This is a genomic window from Streptomyces sp. NPDC020489 (genome assembly GCF_044386545.1).
Taxonomy (GTDB): Bacteria; Actinomycetota; Actinomycetes; order Streptomycetales; family Streptomycetaceae; genus Streptomyces.
Window position 1 is genome coordinate 224573 of record NZ_JBIRUZ010000002.1, and the last position, 20080, is coordinate 244652.

General features: G+C 75.2%; 1 protein-coding gene. It reads right to left on the reverse strand.

The window, feature by feature from the left end; genetic code table 11:
* Nucleotides 1–13: 13 nt before the first annotated feature.
* Nucleotides 14–20080: a non-ribosomal peptide synthase/polyketide synthase gene (locus ACH41F_RS05110; protein WP_398833066.1), complete on the reverse strand. Its 20067-nt coding sequence runs from the start codon at nt 20078–20080 to the stop codon at nt 14–16.

Consider the following 20080-nt stretch of genomic DNA (forward strand, 5'->3'; position numbering starts at 1 on the left):
GGAGGGGATGGGGTCACAGGCTCTCCCTGGCCTGCCGGGCGATGTGGCGCAGCGCTGCGGCGAACTCCCCGGCGACGCGCCGCACGGTCGCCGTGTCGTAGGTACCGGGACGGTGATGCCAGGTGAAGGCGAGGCGCCCGTCCCGGACCGCGCCGACCACCTCCAGCGGGTGCGATCCGCTGTCCCGGGGGTCGTGGTCCTGGCCGAAGGAGCCGTGATCCGCGCGGACCAGGCCATCGCCGGGGGCGGCGGGGCCGGCGTCCCACTGGCCGAGGTAGTTGAAGACCACCTGCCCGTGGGCCGCGGCGCCGAGCCGCTCGCGCACCTCGGGCGGCCCGAAGGTGCGCAGGGCGCCGAAGCCCAGTCCGTTGCCGGGCACGGAGCGCAGCTGGCGGCGCACCGCTTTCACCAGGGCACGCCAGTTCCGGTCGGGTCCGAGGTGGTCCGGTTCGGGCACCTGAAGGGCGACCGGGTGGACAGTGGTGAACCAGCCGACCGTCCGGGACAGGTCCACGTCGTCGAGCAGGTCCTCCCGGCCGTGCCCTTCGAGGTCCAGGCGGACACGGTCGCTTCCGGTCCAGCGGGCCAGCGCCAGGGCCAGCGCGGCCAGGAGGACGTCGTTGACGCGGGTGCGGTAGGCGGCCGGCGCGGCCCGCAGCAGTGCGGCTGTGTCCTCCTCCCCCAGTTCGACGGTGAGGGTGCCCTCCTCCTGGGCCTCCTGGACCTCCTGGACCTCCTGGGCCTCCGGGTCGGACGCGGAGGCGATCGGCAGTTGGTCGGCGGTCACGGCCTGCTCCCAGTAGGGCAGTTCGTGGTCCAGGCCGCCGTCGGCGACGTGGGCGGCGAGTTTGCGCGCCCAGTCGCGGAAAGAGGTGGTGCGCTCCCCCAGGCTGACGGGTTCACCGCGTACCGCCTGCCGGTAGGCGGTCTCCAGGTCGTCGGCGAGGATCCGCCAGGACACGGCGTCCACGACCAGGTGGTGGGCGACCAGGAGGAGGAACGCCGGGCCCTCGCCCTCTCCGGCCCCCGCACCCTCGCCGGCGCCCGCGCCCTCGCCCTCTCCGGCCCCCGCGCCCTCTCCCGCCCCCGCGCCCGCGCCCGCGCCCGCGCCCGTGAACAGCGCCGCCCTCAGCAGCGGCCCCCGGCCCAGGTCGAACCCGGTGTGCAGGGCGTCGGCGGCCTTCTCCATGGCCGTGTCGGCCTCCTGCGCGGACAGGCCCGTCAGGTCGTGCCGGACGAGGAACGCCTGGGTCTCCCCGGGCGGCGGGTTGAACTGGTGCCAGCCGTCGGAGTCCTGAGTGAAGCGCATGCGCAGCGCGTCATGGTGTTCCAGGAGGGCGTTCAGGGCGGCGGTCAGGGCGGTCGGGTCGGGCGCGCCGTCGAGTTCCAGCAGCGTCGACTGGTTGAAGTGGGTGTGGTCGGCGCGCGGTGTGGTCAGGAACCACTCCTGGATCGGGGTGAGCGGCACCGCGCCGGTCACCGGGCCGTCACCCGTGTGCTGGGGCGCGGTGCCGACGACGGTGGCCAGTTCGGCGACGGTCTGGTGGGTGAACAGGTCCCTGGTGGCCAGGTGCAGGCCCTCGCGCCGCAGCCGGGAGACCACCTGCATGCTCAGGATGGAATCGCCGCCGAGGTGGAAGAAGTTGTCGTCCACGCCGATGTCCGCCACGCCGAGGACGTCGGTCCAGACGTGGGCGATGCGGCGCTCGGTGTCGGTCCGGGGCGCGGTGCGCGAGCCGGTGACGGTGTGCGCGGGGCCGGGTGCGGGCAGGGCCCGCTTGTCCGTCTTGCCGTTGGGGGTCAGCGGCAACCGCTCCAGTGGCACGAACACGGCCGGGACCATGTGCGGGGGCAGCAGCTCGGCCAGGTGCTCGCGCAAGGCGGCGACGGGCAGCCGGTCGAGGTCACCGTCGGCGGGGACGACGTACGCCACCAGTCGTCCGGGACCGCCGGAGGGTTGTCCGTCGGGGCCGTCGGTGCGGACGACGACCGCCGCGTCGCGCACGTGCGGGCTGCGGCGCAGCGCGCTCTGCGTCTCGCCCGGCTCGATTCTGAAACCGCGCAGTTTGATCTGGTCGTCCGCGCGCCCGGTGAAACGCAGTTCGCCGTCGGCGCCCCAGCGCACCAGGTCGCCGGTGCGGTACATCCGGTCGCCCGCAGCGCCGAACGGGTCGGCGACGAACCGCTGGGCGGTCAGGCCCGGCCGGCCCAGGTAGCCGCGGGCCAGGCCCGGCCCCGCCACGTACAACTCCCCCGTCACGCCGGGCGGGACGGGTCGCAGGGCCGCGTCCAGGACGTACACGCGGGTGGCGCCGGCCGGGCGGCCGATCGGCGGGGCGTCGCCTGTTGGGCTCAGCGGGCCGGTCCAGGTGGCGACCACGGTGGCCTCGGTGGGCCCGTAGGAGTTGATCATCCGGCGGCCGGGTGCCCACCGCTCCACGAGGTCGGACGGGCACGCCTCGGCGCCGACGATCAGCGTGCGCAGGTGCGGCAGGGCTCCGGAGGTCTCCGGGTCCACGGTGGCCAGCGCGGCCGGCGGGACGAGGGTGTGGCTGATGCGGCGCTCGGCGAGCACCTGGGCCAGCCGCTCACCGACCAGCGGTCCCTCCTCCCCCGTCACCAGGGCGGCGCCACTGAGCAGGGAGACGCACAGTTCGAGGACGGAGGCGTCGAAGCTGGGTGAGGCGAACTGGAGCACCCGGTCGCCGGGGCCCGCCTGGTACCGCTGCGCGGCGGCGGCGGCGAAGCCCGCCAGGCCCCGGTGCGTCACCACGACTCCCTTCGGGGTGCCGGTGGAGCCGGAGGTGTAGATGACGTAGGCCGGATGGTCGGCGGTGAGGGCGCTGGTGCGGTCGGCGTCGGTGGGCGCGGTGTCCGGGCCGTCCGCCGCCCAGACGTCCGCCGGGTCGTCCAGGACCACCCGGGCGCCCGCGTCGCGCACCATGAACTCCCGCCGCTGCTCGGGGTAGTCGGGGTCCACGGGCAGGAAGGCGCCGCCCGCCTTGGCGACGGCGAGCTGTGCCACCACCGTCTCGGCGGCTCGGGGCAGGGCCAGGGCGACGGTCTGCTCGGGTCCGACCCCGCGGGTGATCAGCCGGTGGGCGAGCCGGTTGGCGGCGCGGTCCAGGTCCGCGTAGGACAGCTGCCGTTCCCCGTCGAGCAGCGCGACGGCGTCGGGGGTGTCGGCCGCCTGCCGTTCGAACAGCTCCGGCAGTGTCGCCACCGGTACTGGCGGGGCCGTGCCCTGTCCCCGGTCCAGCAGGGCCTTGAGTTCCTCGTCGGAGGCGAGGGGCAGGGCCCCGAGGGGGCGGTGCGGGTCGTCGGCTACGGCGGTCAGCAGCGTGGCGAGCTGGTCGGCCATGTGCCCCGCCGTGGCCGCGTCGAACAGGTCGGTGTTGTAGGTGAGCAGGCCGTCCAGGGCGCCGGAGTCCGTCTCGGCGAACTCCAGGGTGAGGTCGAACGCGGCGTGCTGGAGTTGGGTCTCGACGGCGGACACCTCCAGGCCCGGCAGGTCCAGGTCGGCGGCCGGGGTGTTCTGAAGGACGACCATCACCTGGAACAGCGGGGTGCGGCTGGTGTCGCGCACCGGTCGCACCTCGTCCACCACCTGCTCGAACGGCACCTCCTGGTGGGCGAAGGCGTCCAGCACGGTCCGCCGGACGTCGTCGAGGAACTCGGGGAAGGGCCGGCCGGCGTCGACGTGCGAGCGCAGCACCAGGGTGTTGACGAAGAACCCGATCAGCTGCTGGATCTCGGTGTGTTCGCGGCCCGAGGTGACGGTGCCGACGGCGATGTCCCGGCCGCCGCTCAGCCGGGCGAGGAAGGTCTGGGCGGCGGCGACGAGCGTGGTGAAGAGGGTGGCTCCGCGGTCCCGGCCGACCTGCGCGAGGCGGCGGGCGGTGCGGGGCGGCAGGGTCAGCCGGGTGGTCGCCCCGGACCGGGTGCGGATCGGCGGGCGCGGCCGGTCGGTGGGCAGGTCCAGCGGCTCGATGTCCGCCAACTGCGTTTTCCAGTAGTCCAGTTGCTGTTCGCTGCCGCTGGTGGTGCGTTGCCACTGGGCGTAGTCGGCGTACTGGACCGGCAGGGCCGGCAGGGGCCCGGTGGCCGGGTCCAGCTCGGCCCGGTACAGGTGGGCGAGGTCGCCGGTGAGGACGGCGGTGGACCAGCCGTCGGTGACGATGTGGTGCAGGGTGAGGGTCAGGACGTGCTCGTCGTCGGTCAGGCGGATCAGGCCGGTGCGCAGCAGGGGGCCTTCGCGCAGGTCGAACGGGCGGGCGCGGTCGGCCGCGAGCAGCTCCTCCAGGCGGGCCTTGCGGTCGTTTTCGGGTAGTCGGGACAGGTCGTCGAGCGGCAGCGGCACCTCGCGTGGCGGGTGGACGATCTGGACGCCCCGGCCGTCCACCGTGTCGAAGGTGGTGCGCAGCGACTCGTGCCGGGCCACCAGTTTGCCCAGGGCCGCCGTGAGGGCGCGGGTGTCGAGCCGGCCGCGCAGGCGCAGCGCCAGGGCGGTGACGTACTCGGTGCCGCCGGGCTCGAACTCCTCCAGGAACCACAGGCGTTGCTGGGCGTACGACATCGGTGCCGCCGCGTCCCGGGCCACCGGCACGATCGCCGGAGCGGTCCCTTCGGCGGTCCGGTCGCCGGTGAGCAGCGCGGCGAGCGCGGCGGGGGTCGGGTGGGTGAACACGGCGCGCGGGGAGAGCGTGGTGCCGAACTCCTCGGCCAGGCGGGAGGCGAGGCGGATGCTGAGGATGGAGTCGCCGCCCAGCGCGAAGAAGTCGTCCTCCACGCCCGGGAGTTGTCCGCCGAGCACGTCCGCGAAGACGGCGACGGTACGGCGTTCGGTTTCGGTGCGCGGGGCGGTCCGCGTGTCCCGTGCAGCGTCGGTGTCCGGCTCCGGCGCCGGGAGGGCAGCCTGGTCCACCTTGCCGTTGCCGCTGAGCGGGAGGGCCGCCAGCGCGACGAACGCGGAGGGCACCAGGTAGTCGGGCAGCGTGCGCCGTGCGTAGGCGCGCAGTGCTTCGGGGTCGTCCCCGGCCGGGCCCACGACGTAGGCGACCAGGCGGCGGGCGCCGGGCCGGTCCTCGCGGGCCACCACCGCCGCGTCCGCGACACCGGGGTGGGCCGCCAGCACGGCCGCCACCTCGCCGGGTTCGACGCGGAAGCCGCGGATCTTCACCTGGTCGTCGGCGCGGCCGAGGAACTCGACCGTGCCGTCCGGGCGGCGTCGGGCCAGGTCGCCGGTGCGGTACATGCGGGCACCGGGCGGTCCGGAGGGGTCCGCGAGGAAGCGGCGGGCGGTCTCGCCGGGGCGGCCCAGGTAGCCGCGCGCGACGCCTTCGCCGGCCACGTACAGCTCTCCTGCGCAGCCCGGCGGAACGGGCCGCATCCGGGCGTCCAGGACGTGGACCCGCTTGTCGTCCAGCGGCCGTCCGACGGGCACGGTCTCGGGCACGGTTGCCGGGTCGTCGAGGGCGTGGGCGGTGGCGAAGGTCGTGGTCTCGGTCGGGCCGTAGCCGTCCACGACGGTCAGGCCGGGGCAGGCGTCCAGCACCCGGCGTACGGCCGCCGCGGGGACCACGTCACCGCCGGTCCACACCTGGCGCAGGCCCGCGAAGCAGTCCGGCGCGTCCTGGGCCAGGAGGCGGAAGAGGCCCGCCGTCAGCCACAGGGCGCTCAGCCCGCCGTCGCCGCTGTGCTCCGTGCCGCCGGTCAGGCGCCGCAGCAGGCCCGCCTCCACCGTCTCCCCGGGGGCCACGACCACGCAGCCGCCGGTGAGCAGGGGTGCCCACACCTCGAAGGTGGCGGCGTCGAACGCGACCGGTGAGTGCAGCAGCACGCGGGCGCACACCCCGTCGGCGAAACGGCTGTCCGTGGCCAGCGACGCCACGTCGCGGTGGCGTACCGCCACGGCCTTCGGCAGTCCGGTGGAGCCGGAGGTGAACATGACGTAGGCCAACCGGTCGGGATCGGCCGGGACGGCGGCCGGTCCCTCCAGGGGAGCGTGACGGGCCGCGGTGACGTCCTCGGCGGTGAGCCGGGCCCGGACACCGGCCTGCGCGAGCATGGTCCGGCGGCGCTCCTCGGGGGCGCGGGCGTCGACCGGGACGTAGGCGCCGCCCGCCTTGAGGACCGCGAGCTGGGCGACGACGAGTTCGGTGCCGCGGTCCATAAGCAGGGCCACCCCGTCCTCGGCGGCCAGACCGTCCGCGAGCAGGCGGGACGCCACGCGGTCGGACCAGTCGGCGAGTTCGCGGTAGGTCAGCGGCTGTACACCGTCGTCCAGCGCGAGGGCGTGCGGGGTGCGGCGGGCCTGGTCGGCGAACAGGTCCACCGGGCTGAGCGGCCGGGTCGGGCGGGCGGTGGTGTTCCACTCGGCCAGCAGCCGCCGGTCTTCGGCGGTGAGCGGTTCGAGGGCGCCCACGTCGCCGTCGAGGCCGTCGGCGAACCTGGTGAGCAGGGCGGCCAGGCGAGCCGTGGCCTGTTCGACCGTGGCGCGGTCGAAGAAGGCGGGATCGTAGGCCAGGTCGAAGCCGAGCCGGTCGGTCAGGTGGGCGCGTAGGCACAGTGGGAAGGTGGTGGCGTCGTCGGCCCGTACCTCCGCCACGTTCACGCCCGTCCGGGCGGCGGCCGACTCGTCGACCGGGTAGTTCTCGAACACCACCATGCTGTCGAACAGGGCTTCCTTGGCCGGGACTTCGGACAGCGCCTGGATGCGGGCGAGGGAGAGGTGGTCGAAGCGCCGGTCCTCGCTCTGCCGCTCCTGAAGACCGCGCACCCACGGCAGGACACCGCCGGCCCGGACGCGCACCCGGGTCGGCACGGTGTTGATGAACATGCCGATCATGGTGTCGACGCCGGGCAGTTCGGCGGGCCGGCCGGAGACGGTCGTACCGAACACGACGTCGTCGCGCCCGCTGTAGCGGGCCAGTAGCAGCGCCCAGGCGGCCTGTACGACCGTGTTGACGGTGAGTCCGCCGCGGGCTGCCGTCTCCCGCAGCCGCTGTGACATCCGCGCGTCCAGCTCGTGGTGGACGGACTCGGCGGAGCGGGCCCGGTGCGCCTCGGCGGGAGTGCGGTCGTACGGCAGCGGGGTGCGCTCGGTGAAACCGGCGAGGGTGTCCGCCCAGTGGCGTTCGGCCGTGCCTCCTTCTGTGTCCTGTTCGCGCAGCCAGCGCAGGAAGTCCGCGAACGGCCGCCGCACCGGCGGCGCGGTGTCCTGACCGCCGGTGAGCGCGGCGTACCGCTCGCACACCTCGGTGAGCAGCTGCCCGGAGCTCCAGCCGTCCAGGATCAGGTGGTGGGAGGACCACAGCAGCAGGACCTCGTCGCCCGGAAGGGCGGCCAGCGTGATCCGGGTGAGCGGCGCGGCGGTCAGCTCCATGCCCGCCGCGCGGTCCTCGGCGAGCAGACGCTCGGTCGCCTCCGCCCGCTGCTCTGCCGTCAGTGCGCGCCAGTCGAGGTGGGTGACGGGCAACTCCACCCGGTGGTGGACGACCTGTACGGGGTGCGGCAGACCCTGCCAGTGGACGCTGGTGCGCAGGGCCGGGGTGCGGTCCGCGACCTGCTGCCAGGCCGCAGCGAACGCCCTGGGGTCGGCCACCCCGGTCAGCCGGACCGCCGTACGGTCGAAGTAGGCGCCGGCCGTGTCGACGAGGCCGTGGAAGAGCATGCCGGACTGCAGGGGCGTCAGCGGCAGGACGTCCGCCACGTGCCGTCCGTCGCCGACCAGTTGGTCGAGCTGCTCCTGGGTGAGGTCGGCGAGGGGGAAGTCGGAGGGGGTGCGGCCGCCCGCGTCCGGGTCCGCGCAGTGCGCCACGATCTCGCGCAGCGCCGCGCACATCTGCTCGGCCAGCTCCCGCACCAGCGACTCGTCGTAGACGGCGCTCGGATACGTCCAGCCGAGTTCGAGCCGGCCGTCCTGGACCACGCCCGTGATGTCCAGCAGGTAGGGGCGGGTCTCGTCCGGGTCGGTGTCGCGGCCGGCCGGCGCCAGCGCCGCCCGGTACAGGCCCTCCTCGGTGCCGCTGCCCGCGTCCCAACGGCCGTGGTAGTTGAAGCCGACCTGCGGCGGCGGGGCGTCGGCGAGCCGGCTGTCCGGCAGCAGGTGGCGCAGGGCGCCGTGACTCAGGCCGTGCAGGGGCACCGCGCGCAGCTGCTCCTTGACCGACCGCAGGGTGGCGCGCCAGTCGGCGTCGGGCGCGACGGTCAGGGCGAGGGGGAACTCCGCGGTGAACCAGCCGACGGTCCGCGACAGGTCCAGGTCGTCGAACAGGTCCTCCCGGCCGTGTCCTTCCACCCCGACGAGGACGGTGTCACGCTCGCACCAGCGGGCCAGGGTGCGACCGAGCGCGCTGAGCAGCACGTCGTTGACCTGGGTGCGGTAGACCTCGGGGACCTGGCGCAGCAGCGCCTCGGTCTCCCGCGGCGCCAGCGACACGGTGACGGTGGCGGCGGTGCCGTGGGTGTTGTCGCCGGGCCGTCCGGCGGGCAGGGCGGCCGGGGCGGCGGCGGTGCGCCTCCAGTGGGCGAGGTCGGCGTCCAGGGCGCCGGACCGCGTGTGCTGTTCCAGCCGCGCCGCCCACTGGCCGTACGCGGTGCCCACGGGCGGGAGTTCAACGGGCCGCCCGGCCGCGGCGGCGCGGTGGGCGCTCTCCAGGTCGGCGAGCAGGACGCGCCAGGACACCCCGTCGACGACCAGGTGGTGCACGGTGATCAGCAGCTGCCCGGGACGCTCCGGGCCCCGGTCGAAAAGCAGGGCCCGTACGACCCGGCCCTCGACGGGATCGAGCGAGGCCTGTGCGGCGTCCGCGGCGCGCTGCACCTCGGCCTCCAGCGCCGGGGCGTCCAGACCGGCCACGTCATGGCGCGTGCACACGCCGTCCGGCGGTTGTGGGAGCACCTCCTGGTGCCAGCCGTCACCGGTGTGCCGGAACCGGGTACGCAGGGCCGGATGGTGGCGTACCAGAGCGTCGACCGCCTGCTCCAGGACCGGCAGGTCGGTCCCGGGGGCCAGTTCGAGGCGCTGGGTCATGGTGAAGCGCAGCGTGTCGCCGGGGCGGCGGTCGTCGAGGTACCAGCGCTGGATGGGCGTCAGCGGTGCCTCGGCGGGCGGCGCGTCGTCCGTGCCGGCCGCCGGGCGAGGCGCCGACTCACCGATCTGGAGGGCGAGTTCACCGATCGTCTGGTGGCGGAAGACGTCCTTCGTGGTCAGGGCGAGGCCGGCCCGGCGGGCGCGGGAGACGATCTGGATGCTGAGGATCGAGTCGCCGCCGAGCGCGAAGAAGTTGTCCCGGGCGCCGACCCGCTCCACGCCCAGCACCTCGGCCCAGATGGCGGCCAGCCGCTCCTCGGTGCCGGGGCGGGGTGCCACGTAGGGCGTGCCGCCGTCGGGCTGGACGGGCGGCGCGGGCAGGGCGCGGCGGTCGGTCTTGCCGCTGCTGGTGCGCGGTATCCGCGCCAGCGGCACGAACGCGGCCGGCACCATGTGGTCCGGCAGGGTCCGCCGCAGCGCCACCCGCAGGGCGTCGGCCGAGGGGGGCCGCTCCCCGGCGGGCACCACGTACGCCACGAGCATGGTGCGCCCGGCGTGTTCGCGGGCGGCCACCGCGGCGTCGGTGACGTCCGGCAGGGCGAGCAGGGCCGCCTCCACCTCGCCGGGCTCGATGCGGAAGCCGCGGATCTTGATCTGCTCGTCGGCCCGGCCGAGGAACTCCAGCGTCCCGGACGTGTCCCAGCGGGCGCGGTCGCCCGTGCGGTACATCCGCTCCCCCGGCGCCCCGAACGGGTCGGCGAGGAAGCGGGCGGCAGTCAGGCCGGGCCGGTTCAGGTAGCCGCGGGCGACCTGCGCCCCGGCCAGGTACAGCTCGCCGGGCACACCGGGCGGGACCGGGCGGAGCCCGCTGTCGAGGACGTAGGCGCGCAGGTTGTGTCCGGGCCGGCCGATGACGGGGCGCTCGGGGCGGTCGGCGCAGCGGCCGTAGACGGCGTCGACGGTCGTCTCCGTGGGGCCGTACATGTTGTACGCGGTGACGCCGGAGTCGGTCCCGGCCGCGCACAGTTCGGCCCAGGTGTCCGGGCCGATCGCCTCTCCGCCGACCAGCAGCAGGCGGGGGTGGTGGCGGCCGGGGGCGAGGAGTCCGGCGGCGGTCAGTTCGCGCAGGAAGGACGGGGTGACGTTCACCAGGTCCAGCTCCCGCCGGTCGACCTGGGCGCAGAACGCCTCCGGGTCCAGGCGCACGTCCTCGTCGACGAGGTGGACCTCCTGGCCGAGGGCGAGCAGCAGCGGCCCCTCCCAGGAGGTGTCGAAGGAGAAGGAGGCGCTGAGCGCGGCCTTGAGGCGGCGCCCGTCGACGGTGTGCGGGGCGACGAGTCCTTCCCGGTGGTCGTGGCAGAGGTTGACCAGGTGGCGGTGTTCCACCGTGACGCCCTTGGGACGGCCGGTGGAGCCGGAGGTGTAGACGATGTAGGCGGCGTTGTCCGGGTGCAGCGGGGCGAGCCGGTCGGCGTCGGTGGGGTCGTGGGCGGGCAGCCGGTCCCAGGGCACCGCACGCAGGGCGTCGGCCGTCAGGACCGTGTGCGGCGCGGCGTCGGCGAGGAGGAACGCGACGCGCTCCTCGGGCAGGTCCGGGTCGAGGCAGAGCAGGGTGCCGCCCGCCTTGAGGACGGCGAACACGGCGACCAGCAGGTGCGAGGTGCGCGGCAGCCGCACGGCGACCACGTGCTCGGGGCCGACACCCAGGGTGATGAGGTGGTGGGCCAGCCGGTTGGCGCGCTCGTCGAGGGCCGCGAAGGTGAGGGTCTCGTCCCGGGCGACCAGGGCGGTGGCGTCCGGGGTGCGGGCCGCCTGCGCCTCGAAGAGGGCGGGGAAGGCGGTGTCCGCCACGGGCAGGCGGCCGCCCTGCCACGCGTCGAGCACCTGCCGCCGTTCGGCGTCCGTGAGCAACGGCAGGGCACGGGCGTCCCGGTGCGGGTCCTCGGCGGCCGCTTCCAGCAGCAACCGCAGTCGCGCGGCGAGGCGTTCGGCGGTGTCGGCGTCGAACAGGGCGGTGTCGTACTCCAGGTAGCCGGTGACACCGCCGTCGCTCTCGACGAAGTCGAAGGCGAGGTCGAAGGCGGCGTACCGGACCGGTGGCGTGAGCGGTTCGACGTCCAGCCCCGGCAGGTCGGGTGCCTCGGCGCCCAGGTTGTGCAGCGCCACCATCACCTGGAACAGCGGGGTGCGGCTGGTGTCCCGCTCGGGCTGGAGGGCGTCCACCAGCTTCTCGAACGGCACCTCCTGGTGCGCGAACGCGTCCAGGACGGTGGTGCGGACCCGCTCCAGCAGCGCGCGGAACGACAGGCCCGGCTCCACCCGGTTGCGCAGCACCAGGGTGTTGACGAACATGCCGACCACGTCGTGGAGTTCGGGTCGCTCCCGGCCCGCGGTGACCGTGCCGACGGTGATGTCCTCCTGGTCCGCCCAGCGCGACAGCAGGATCGTGCAGGCCGTCAGCAGGGTCATGTAGAGGGTGGCGTCGGCCTCGCGGCCCGTCTCCCGCAGCCGGTCGGTGAGCGCGGCGGGGAGGGTGAAGGTCACCAGCGCCCCGTCGCGCGTGCGGACGGCGGGACGCGGCCGGTCGGTGGGCGGTTCCAGCGGGGTGATGCCGTCCAGCGTGTCCCGCCAGTAGGCGAGTTGCTTGTCCACGTGGTCGGTGCGGGCGCGCTGCCAGGTGGCGTGGTCCGCGTACCGGACGGGCAGGTGCGGCAGCCGGGGCGCCCGGCCCTCGCGGGCGGCCGCGTACAGCTCGCCCAGGTCCCGGCCCAGCACACCGACGGACCAGCCGTCGGTGACGATGTGGTGGACGGCCAGGACCAGCACGTGCTCGTCGTCGGCCAGGCGCACGAGACGTGCCCTCAGCAGAGGTCCGGTGCTCAGGTCGAAGGGGACGGCGGCCTCGCTCTCCACGAGGGCGTCCAGCCGGTCGCGGGCGCCGGTGAGGTCGTCCAGCGGCAGGTCCACCGGGTGGGGCGGGTGCACGATCTGCGTCGGGTGGCCGTCCTGTTCGGCGAAGGTGGTGCGCAGCGCCTCGTGGCGGGCCACCAGGCCGGAGAGGGCGGTGCGCAGGGCGGTCTCGTCGAGCGGGCCGCGCAGGCGCAGCACGGACAGCGTCGTGTACTCGGTGCTGCCCGGTTCGAAGCGGTCGAGGAACCACAGCCGCTGCTGGGCGTACGACAGCGGCGCCGGGGTGCCCGGGTCCGCGGCCGGGATGACGTCGGCCGGTACGGTGCCGTTCTCGGCCGGGTCACCGAGTGCGGCGGCCAGCGCGGACACCGTCGGGTGGGTGAACAGCAGCCGGGGCGAGACGTCCGTGCCGAAGGCGGCGCGCAGCCGCGAGACGACGCGGACGGCGAGGATCGAGTCGCCGCCGAGGGCGAAGAAGTCGTCGTCGGCTCCCACCTCGCCGGTGTCGAGCACGTCCGCCCACGCGGCGGCGACCGCCCGCTCGGCGGGAGTGCGCGGCGCGCTGTGCCCGGTGCCCGTGGCGAACCCGTCCGGGCCGGGGGCGGGCAGGGCGCGGCGGTCGAGCTTGCCGTTGGCGGTCAGCGGCAGGGCCGCCAGCGGTACGTAGGCGGCGGGCACCATGTGCGCGGGCAGCAACCGCTCCAGGTGGGCGCGGAGTTCGGCGGCGGACGGCGGTTCGGCGCCGCCGCGGCCGACGACGTGGGTCACCAGCCGCCGGGTTCCGGTGCCGTCCTCGTAGACACCCACGGCCGCCTCGCCCACCCCGGGGTGGGAGTGCAGGGCCGCCTCGATCTCGCCGGGCTCGATGCGGTAGCCGCGGATCTTCACCTGCTGGTCGGCGCGGCCCAGGTACTCCAGCGTGCCGTCGGCCCGTCGGCGGGCCCGGTCGCCGGTGCGGTACATCCGCGTCCCGGGCGTGCCGAACGGGTCGGCGGGAAAACGCGTCGCGGTCAGACCGGGTCGTCTCAGATAGCCGCGGGCCAGGCCCTCCCCCGCCACGTACATCTCGCCCACCGCGCCGGGCGGTACGGGGGCCAGCGCGTCGTCGAGGACGTAGACCCTCAGGTCGGGGATGCCGGTGCCGATCGGACTGGCGGTGCCCGAGCGGGACGTCGTGCGGTCCAGCGGCGCGTACGTGACGTGCACGGTGGTCTCGGTGATGCCGTACATGTTCACCAGGCGCGGCGTGGTGTCCGGGTGGCGGGTGTACCAGTCGGCGAGCCGGGACACGTCCAGGGCCTCGCCGCCGAAGACCACCGTGCGCAGGGCGAGTCGTGCGCCGAGTTCGGGGTGTTCGGCGTCCGCGCGGGCCAGGGGATAGAAGGCGGACGGGGTCTGGTTGAGGACGGTGACCTGCTCGTCGACGAGCAGGCGCAGGAAGTCCTCCGGGGAGCGCGCGGTGTCGTCGGGGACGACGACGAGCCGGCCGCCGTGCAGCAGGGCCCCCCACAGTTCCCAGACGGAGAAGTCGAAGGCGTAGGAGTGGAACAGCGTCCACACGTCCGTCTCGTCGAAGCCGAACCAGTGGCGGGTGCGGGTGAACAGGCGGACGACGTTGGCGTGCGGGACGACCACGCCCTTGGGCCGGCCGGTGGAGCCGGAGGTGTAGATGGCGTAGGCGGGGCTCTCCGGCAGGGGGCGGTGGCCCGGGGTGGTGGGGCCGGTGGAGGGGCGGCTGGCGAGGTCGGCGGGGATGTCGGGGGCGTCCAGCACCAGCAGCGGCACGGTGGTGACGGGTGCGCGTCCGGCGGCCTCGGTGGTGGTCACCAGGGTCACCGGGGCGGCGTCGTCCAGCAGGTGGGCGACGCGTTCGGCGGGCAGCTTCGGGTCGATGGGCAGGTAGGCGGCGCCCGTCTTCAGCACGGCCAGGATCGCCACGACCAGGTCGGTGGAGCGGGGCAGGGCCAGGGCCACGAACCGTTCGGGTCCGGCGCCGGCCTCGGCCAGCCGGTGGGCGAGGCGGCCGGCCGCCGCGTCGAGCGTGGCGTAGTCGAGGCGGTCGGCGCCGCAGGTGACGGCGGTGGCGTCGGGGGTGCGGGCGGCCTGGGCCTCGAAGAGGTCCACCAGGGTGTCCGCGGGGCGGCCCCGCTCGGTGCCGTTGACGTCGACCAGCATCCGCCGTCGTTCCTCGGCGGTCGTCCACGCCAGGGCACGCAACGGCCGGCCGGGGGCCTCGGCGAACTCCATGAGCAGCAGGCGCAGCCGGTCGGCGAGCGCCCGGGCGGTGCCGGCGTCGAACAGGTGCGGGTCGTAGGCCAGGTCGAAGCCGAGCCGCTCGCCCTGGTAGGCGCGCAGCACCAGGGGGTAGTTGGTGGCGTCCCGGGAGGTGACGTCCGCCAGTCGGATGCCGGAGCCGGAGGTGCGGGCCTCGTCGAAGGGGTAGTTCTCGAAGGCGACCATGCTGTGGAAGAGCGGGCTGCCGGACGGCACGTCGCTCAGGGCGGTCAGTTCGGCGAGGGACGCGGCCGAGAAACGCCTCGACTCGGCCTGCGCGGACTGCAGTTCACGCAGCCAGTCGACGGCCGCGCGGTGGCCGTCGACCCGGACGCGGGTGGGCACGGTGTTGATGAACATGCCCACCATCGACTCCACGCCCGGCAGTTCCTCGGGGCGTCCGGAGACGGTGGTGCCGAACACCACGTCCGGCTCGGCGCTGTAGCGGGCCAGCAGCAGCGCCCAGGCGCCCTGCACCACGGTGCTCACCGTCAGCCCGGCCTCGCGGGCGGTGCGGGCCAGCGCCCGGGACACCTCGTCGGGCAGTTCGGCCGTGTGGACGTCCGCCGACCGGGCTTCGTGTCCGCCGGTCAGCGGGCGGTCGAAGGGCAGCGGGGTGGGGGTGGCGAACCCGGCGAGGGCGTGGCGCCAGTGGGCCCGCCCGGCCTCGGCGTCCTGGTCGGCCAGCCAGCGCACGTAGTCAGCGAAGGGCCGGCGCACCGGCGGGTTCGGCTCGGTTCCGTCGGTGAGCGCCGCGTACTCCCCGCACACCTCCGTCAGCACCTGGGCCAGGCTCCAGCCGTCGAGTATGAGGTGGTGGGAGGTCCACAGCAGATGGACGCGGGCGTCGGGCAGCCGGACCAGGGTGAGCCGCATCAGAGGTGCCGAGGCGAGGTCGATGCCGCGGGCGAGGTCGTCGGCCCGGAGCCGGGCGAAGCGGTCGGCGCGCTCCCCCGCGGGCACGTCCCGCCAGTCGAGCTGCGTCACCGGCAGGCGGACGTCGCGGTGCATGACCTGGAGCGGGACGGGCACGTCCTGCCACACCACCGAGGTCCGCAGCGCGGGCGTGCGGTCGGTGACCCGCTGCCAGGCCACGGCGAAGGCGTGCGGGTCGGCCACGCCGTCCAGGAGCAGGGCGGCCTGGTCGACGTACACGTCGTCGGGTCCGCCGACCAGGCGGTGGAAGAGCATGCCCTCCTGCAGCGGGGTGAGCGGAAGCAGGTCCTCCACCGTGCGGCCGTCGCCCACCAGACGGTCCACGGCGGCCTGGTCCAGGCGGGCCAGGGGGAAGTCGGAGGGGGTGCGGCCGCCCGCGCCGGGGCGGCCGCAGTGCTCGGCTATCGCGGCCAGCGCGGCCACCATGCCGTCCGCCAGGCCCCGGACGGTGTCCGTGTCGTGGGTGTGGTCGCTGTAGTGCCAGGTGATCTCCAGCTCGCCGTCGACCACGACGGCCGAGACGTCGAGCAGGTGGTCCAGTGGTTCGTCGGCCGCCATGTCCCGGCCGGGCACCTCGGCCGCCGGTGCGAAGTCCTGTCCGGGGCTCGCGTCCCACTGCCCGTGGTAGTTGAAGCACACCTGCGGCAGCGGCACGTCCGCCAGGGCGCGGGCGGCGGGGGCGGGCGAGCCGAGGCGGGCCAGCGCCTCGTAGCTCAGTCCGCGCCGCGGCACGGCCCGCAGCCGCTCCTTGACCGCCTTCAGGGTGCCGCCCCAGTCGGGTGTGGAGGGCGGCCCGGCCGGGGTGAGGGTGACGGGGTACTGGGTGGTGAACCAGCCCACCGTGCGGGACAGGTCCACGTCCTCGAAGAGCCGGTCCTCCCGCCCGTGGCCCTCCAGGGCGACGGTCACCCGCTCGGTGCCCGTCCAGTCGGTGAGGACCCGGCTCAGCGCGCTCAGCAGGACGTCGTTGACCTGCGTGCGGTAGGCGGCGGGCACCCGGCGCAGCAGCGCCTCGGTGGTGGCGCGGGCCACCCGGGTACGGACGGTGCGCACGGATCCGGCGAGCGGGGTCCCGGGGCGGTCCACGGGCAGCGGGGTCCGGGGCTCGGCGGCCTCGGCCGTCCAGTACGGCAGGTCGTCGTCGAGTTCGCCGGCCCGCACCCGGCGGGACAGGTCCGCGGCCCAGTCGGTGAACGCCGAGGGGACGGCCTCCAGGCGGACCGGTTCGCCCGCCGACGCCTGCCGGTAGGCCGTCTCCAGGTCGGCGAGGAGGATGCGCCAGGAGACGCTGTCCACGGCCAGGTGATGCGCGGTCAGGAAGAGTTGCGGCCGTTCGCCGGCCGGCGGCAGCAGCAGGGCGGCGCGCAGGAGTGCGCCCGTCGCCGGGTCGAGGGCCGCGCGGGCGGCGTCGGCGGCCTGGGTGCGGGCGGCCGGGAGATCGGCGGCGCCGGTCAGGTCGTGGCGGGTCGTCAGCCCGGTGGTCGGGCCCTCGCCGGGGTGCTGCGTCCAGGTGTCGCCGCTGCGGGCGAAGCGGGTGCGCAGGGCCGGGTGGTGGGCGGCCAGCGCGTCGACGGCGCGTTCCAGCGCGGGCGCGTCGACGTCGTACGGCAGGTCGATCAGCATCGACATGCTGAACAGACGCGGGGTGCCGTCCCGGTCGCCGTGCTTGGCGAAGTACCAGTCCTGGACCGGGGTCAGCGGGGCGGGCCCGTCCTGCCGCGCGAGGCGGGGCGCGGGCACCTCGGCGGTGCGCCGGGACGCCGCCGCGGCCAGGTCCGCGACGGTCTGGTGGCGGAAGACGTCCCGCGAGGTCAGGCGCAGGCCCGCCGCACGGGCGCGGGAGACGGCCTGGATGCTCAGGATCGAGTCGCCGCCGAGCTCGAAGAAGTTGTCGGTGACACCCACCGCCTCGACGCCCAGCACCTCCGTCCAGATCCCGGCCAGGGTCTCCTCGTCGGGGGTGCGCGGTGCGACGAACTCCCGCTCGCGCGGGGCCGCGTCGACGTCGGGGGCGGGCAGGGCACGACGGTCCAGCTTGCCGCTGGTGGTCAGCGGCAGCGCGTCGAGGACGGTGAACGACGACGGCACCATGTGGTCGGGCAGGACCCGGCGGCAGGCCGCCCGCAGCTCCGAGGCGGCCGGCGGCTTCGCGCCCTGCCGGGGTACGACGTAGGCGGCCAGCCGCAGGTGGCCGTGCGTGTCCTCGACCGCGGTGACCGCGGCGCCGGTGAGGTCCGGCAGGTCGAGCAGTGCCGCCTCCACCTCGCCCGGCTCGATGCGGTGGCCGCGCACCTTCACCTGGTCGTCGGCGCGCCCGAGGTAGTCGACGCGCCCGTCGGCGGTCCATCGGGCCAGGTCGCCGGTGCGGTACATGCGGGTTCCGGGCGGGCCGAACGGGTCGGCGAGGAAACGCGCGGCGGTCAGCCCGGGGCGGCCCGCGTAGCCGCGCGCCAGCTGCTCGCCCGCCAGGTACAGCTCGCCGCCGACGCCGGGCGGCACGGGCTGGAGGCGGTCGTCGAGGACGTACGCGCGCACGTGGGGCAGCGGCCGGCCCACCAGCGGGCGCCCCTCGCCCTCGATACGGCAGGCCAGGGCGTCGACCGTGCACTCGGTGGGCCCGTAGAAGTTGTACGCGGCCACGTCCGGGTGGCCGGCCAGCTCCCGCCACAGGGCGGGGCCGATCGCCTCGCCGCCGAGCATCAGTACGCGCGGACGGTGCCGCGGGTCGGTGAGCAGTCCGGCGGGCAGCAGCTGGCGCAGGTAGGACGGGGTCAGGTCGAGGAAGTCGACGCGGTGCTCGACGACGTACTCCACCAGGGCGGCGGCGTCCAGCCGGGTCGTCTCGTCGACCAGGTGCAGCGGGTGGCCGTCGGCCATCAGCAGCACGCCCTCCAGCGAGGTGTCGAAGGAGAACGACGCGGTCAGCGCCACCCGCAGCGGTCCGCCGCCCGCATCCGCGACGAATCCCGCGCGGTGTGCGGCCAGCAGGTGGGCGAGCGAGCGGTGCGTCACGGCGACGCCCTTGGGGCGGCCGGTGGAGCCGGAGGTGTAGATGACGTACGCGGTGGTGTCCGGGGACGCGGGGGCGGCCGGGGCGGTGTCCGGCAGGGTCGTGGGCACCGCGCGCAGTGCGGCCTCGTCCAGCACCAGGGCGGGACGGGCGTCGTCGAGCAGGAACCGGACGCGTTCCTCGGGCAGGGCGAGGTCCAGGGGCAGGTATCCGGCGCCGGACTTCCACACCGCGAGCATCGCCACGATCATGTCGGCGGTGCGCGGCAGCCGGAGCGCGACCAGGCGTTCGGGTCCGGCTCCCTGGGCCAGGAGGTGGTGGGCGAGCCGGTTGGCGCGGGCGTCGAGGGTCGCGTAGTCGAGGTGGTCGTCCCCGGCGACCAGGGCGGTGGCGTGCGGGGTGCGGGCCGCCTGCCGGGCGAAGAGCTCCTGGAGGGTGGTGGCCGGGACCGGCGGCGCGGTGGTGTTCCACTCCTGCGTGACGCGCCGGGCCTCCCCCGGGGTGAACAGGGGCACGGTGCCCAGGGGGCGGTCCGGTGCGGTGGCCACGCCCTCCAGGGTGCGCAGCAGTTGGCCGGCCATCCGCTCGGCGGTGGCGGTGTCGAACAGGTCGGTGCGGTACTCCAGGAGGCCGGTCAGCCCGTCCCCGTCGGGGACGAACTCCACGCTGAGGTCGAAGGTGGCCGCCTGCCGGGGTATCGCGACCGGGGCGGTGGTCAGCGCGCGCAGGGCGGGCGCTGCGGGCGGTGCCGGGTGCAGCAGGACCATCACGTCGAACAGGGGGTTGCGGCCCGCCTCGCGCGTCGCGCCCACGGCCTCCACCAGCCGCTCGAACGGCGTGTCGCCGTGCGCGAAGGCGTCGTTGACGGTGCTCGCGGCGGCCCCGAGCAGGTCGCGGAAGGAACCGTCCGTGTCGACGGGGGTGCGCAGCACGACGGTGTGGGCGAAGAAGCCGACGGCGCGTTCCAGGTCGGTGCGGGAGCGGCCCGGGCTGAGGGAGCCGACGGTGATGTCGTCCTGCCCGGACCAGCGGGCCAGCAGGGCCTGGCAGGCGGCGAGCAGGGACGTGAACAGGGTGGTGTGCTGCTCGGCCGCCAGCTCGCGCAGCCGTGCGGTGATGTCCGCGGGCACGGTGAAGGTGTGCACGGCCCCCGCACCGGACTCCTCCCCGTCGCGGGGGCGGTCGAGCGGCAGCGGCGGCGGGACGGCGCCCGACAACTGCTGGGTCCAGAAGGCGAGGTCACGCTCGAGGCGCGGACCGGTGAGCTGTTCGCGCTGCCATGCGGCGAAGTCCGGGTACTGCGTCGCCACCGGCTCCAGCTCCGGGGCCGCGCCCCGGGACAGGGCGTCGTAGGCGGTGCACAGTTCCTCCAGCAGGATGCCCATCGACCAGCCGTCGGTGACGATGTGATGGGCCGTCAGCATCAGGGTGTGCGCGGTGTCGGACTCGCGCAGCAGCAGGGCGCGCAGGAGCGGACCGGTGCCTAGGTCGAAGGGCCGCTCGTACTCGGCGAGCAGGGCGGTCTCCAGGGCGGACGACGGCGTGTCGGCCACCGGCAGCGGCACCGGGGCCGCCGGGCGCACCCCTTGCGCGGGCCGTCCGTCGTTCTCCTCGAAGGTGGTGCGCAGCGCCTCGTGCCGCTCGACGACGGTGTCCAGCGCGCGGCTCAGGAGGGTGTGGTTCAGCGGGCCCGTCAGACGCAGCGCGACGGCGCTGTTGTAGCGGGCGTCGCCGGGGCGCAGCCGGTCCAGGAACCACAGCCGTTGCTGGGCGAAGGACAGCGGCAGCGGCCGGGAGCGGTCGGCGCGCGGGATGCCCTGGCGTGCGGCGGCGGCCCGGCCGGCGAGCCGGCGGCGCATCGCCTCCTGGAGGTCCTGGGGCAGGGCCTTGGTGCGGTCTCGCTTCGAAGACGTCAT

Bases quoted from the DNA above. Each gene is read 5' to 3' on its own strand.
- ACH41F_RS05110 (WP_398833066.1), bottom strand. From the start codon at position 20,080: ATGACGTCTTCGAAGCGAGACCGCACCAAGGCCCTGCCCCAGGACCTC.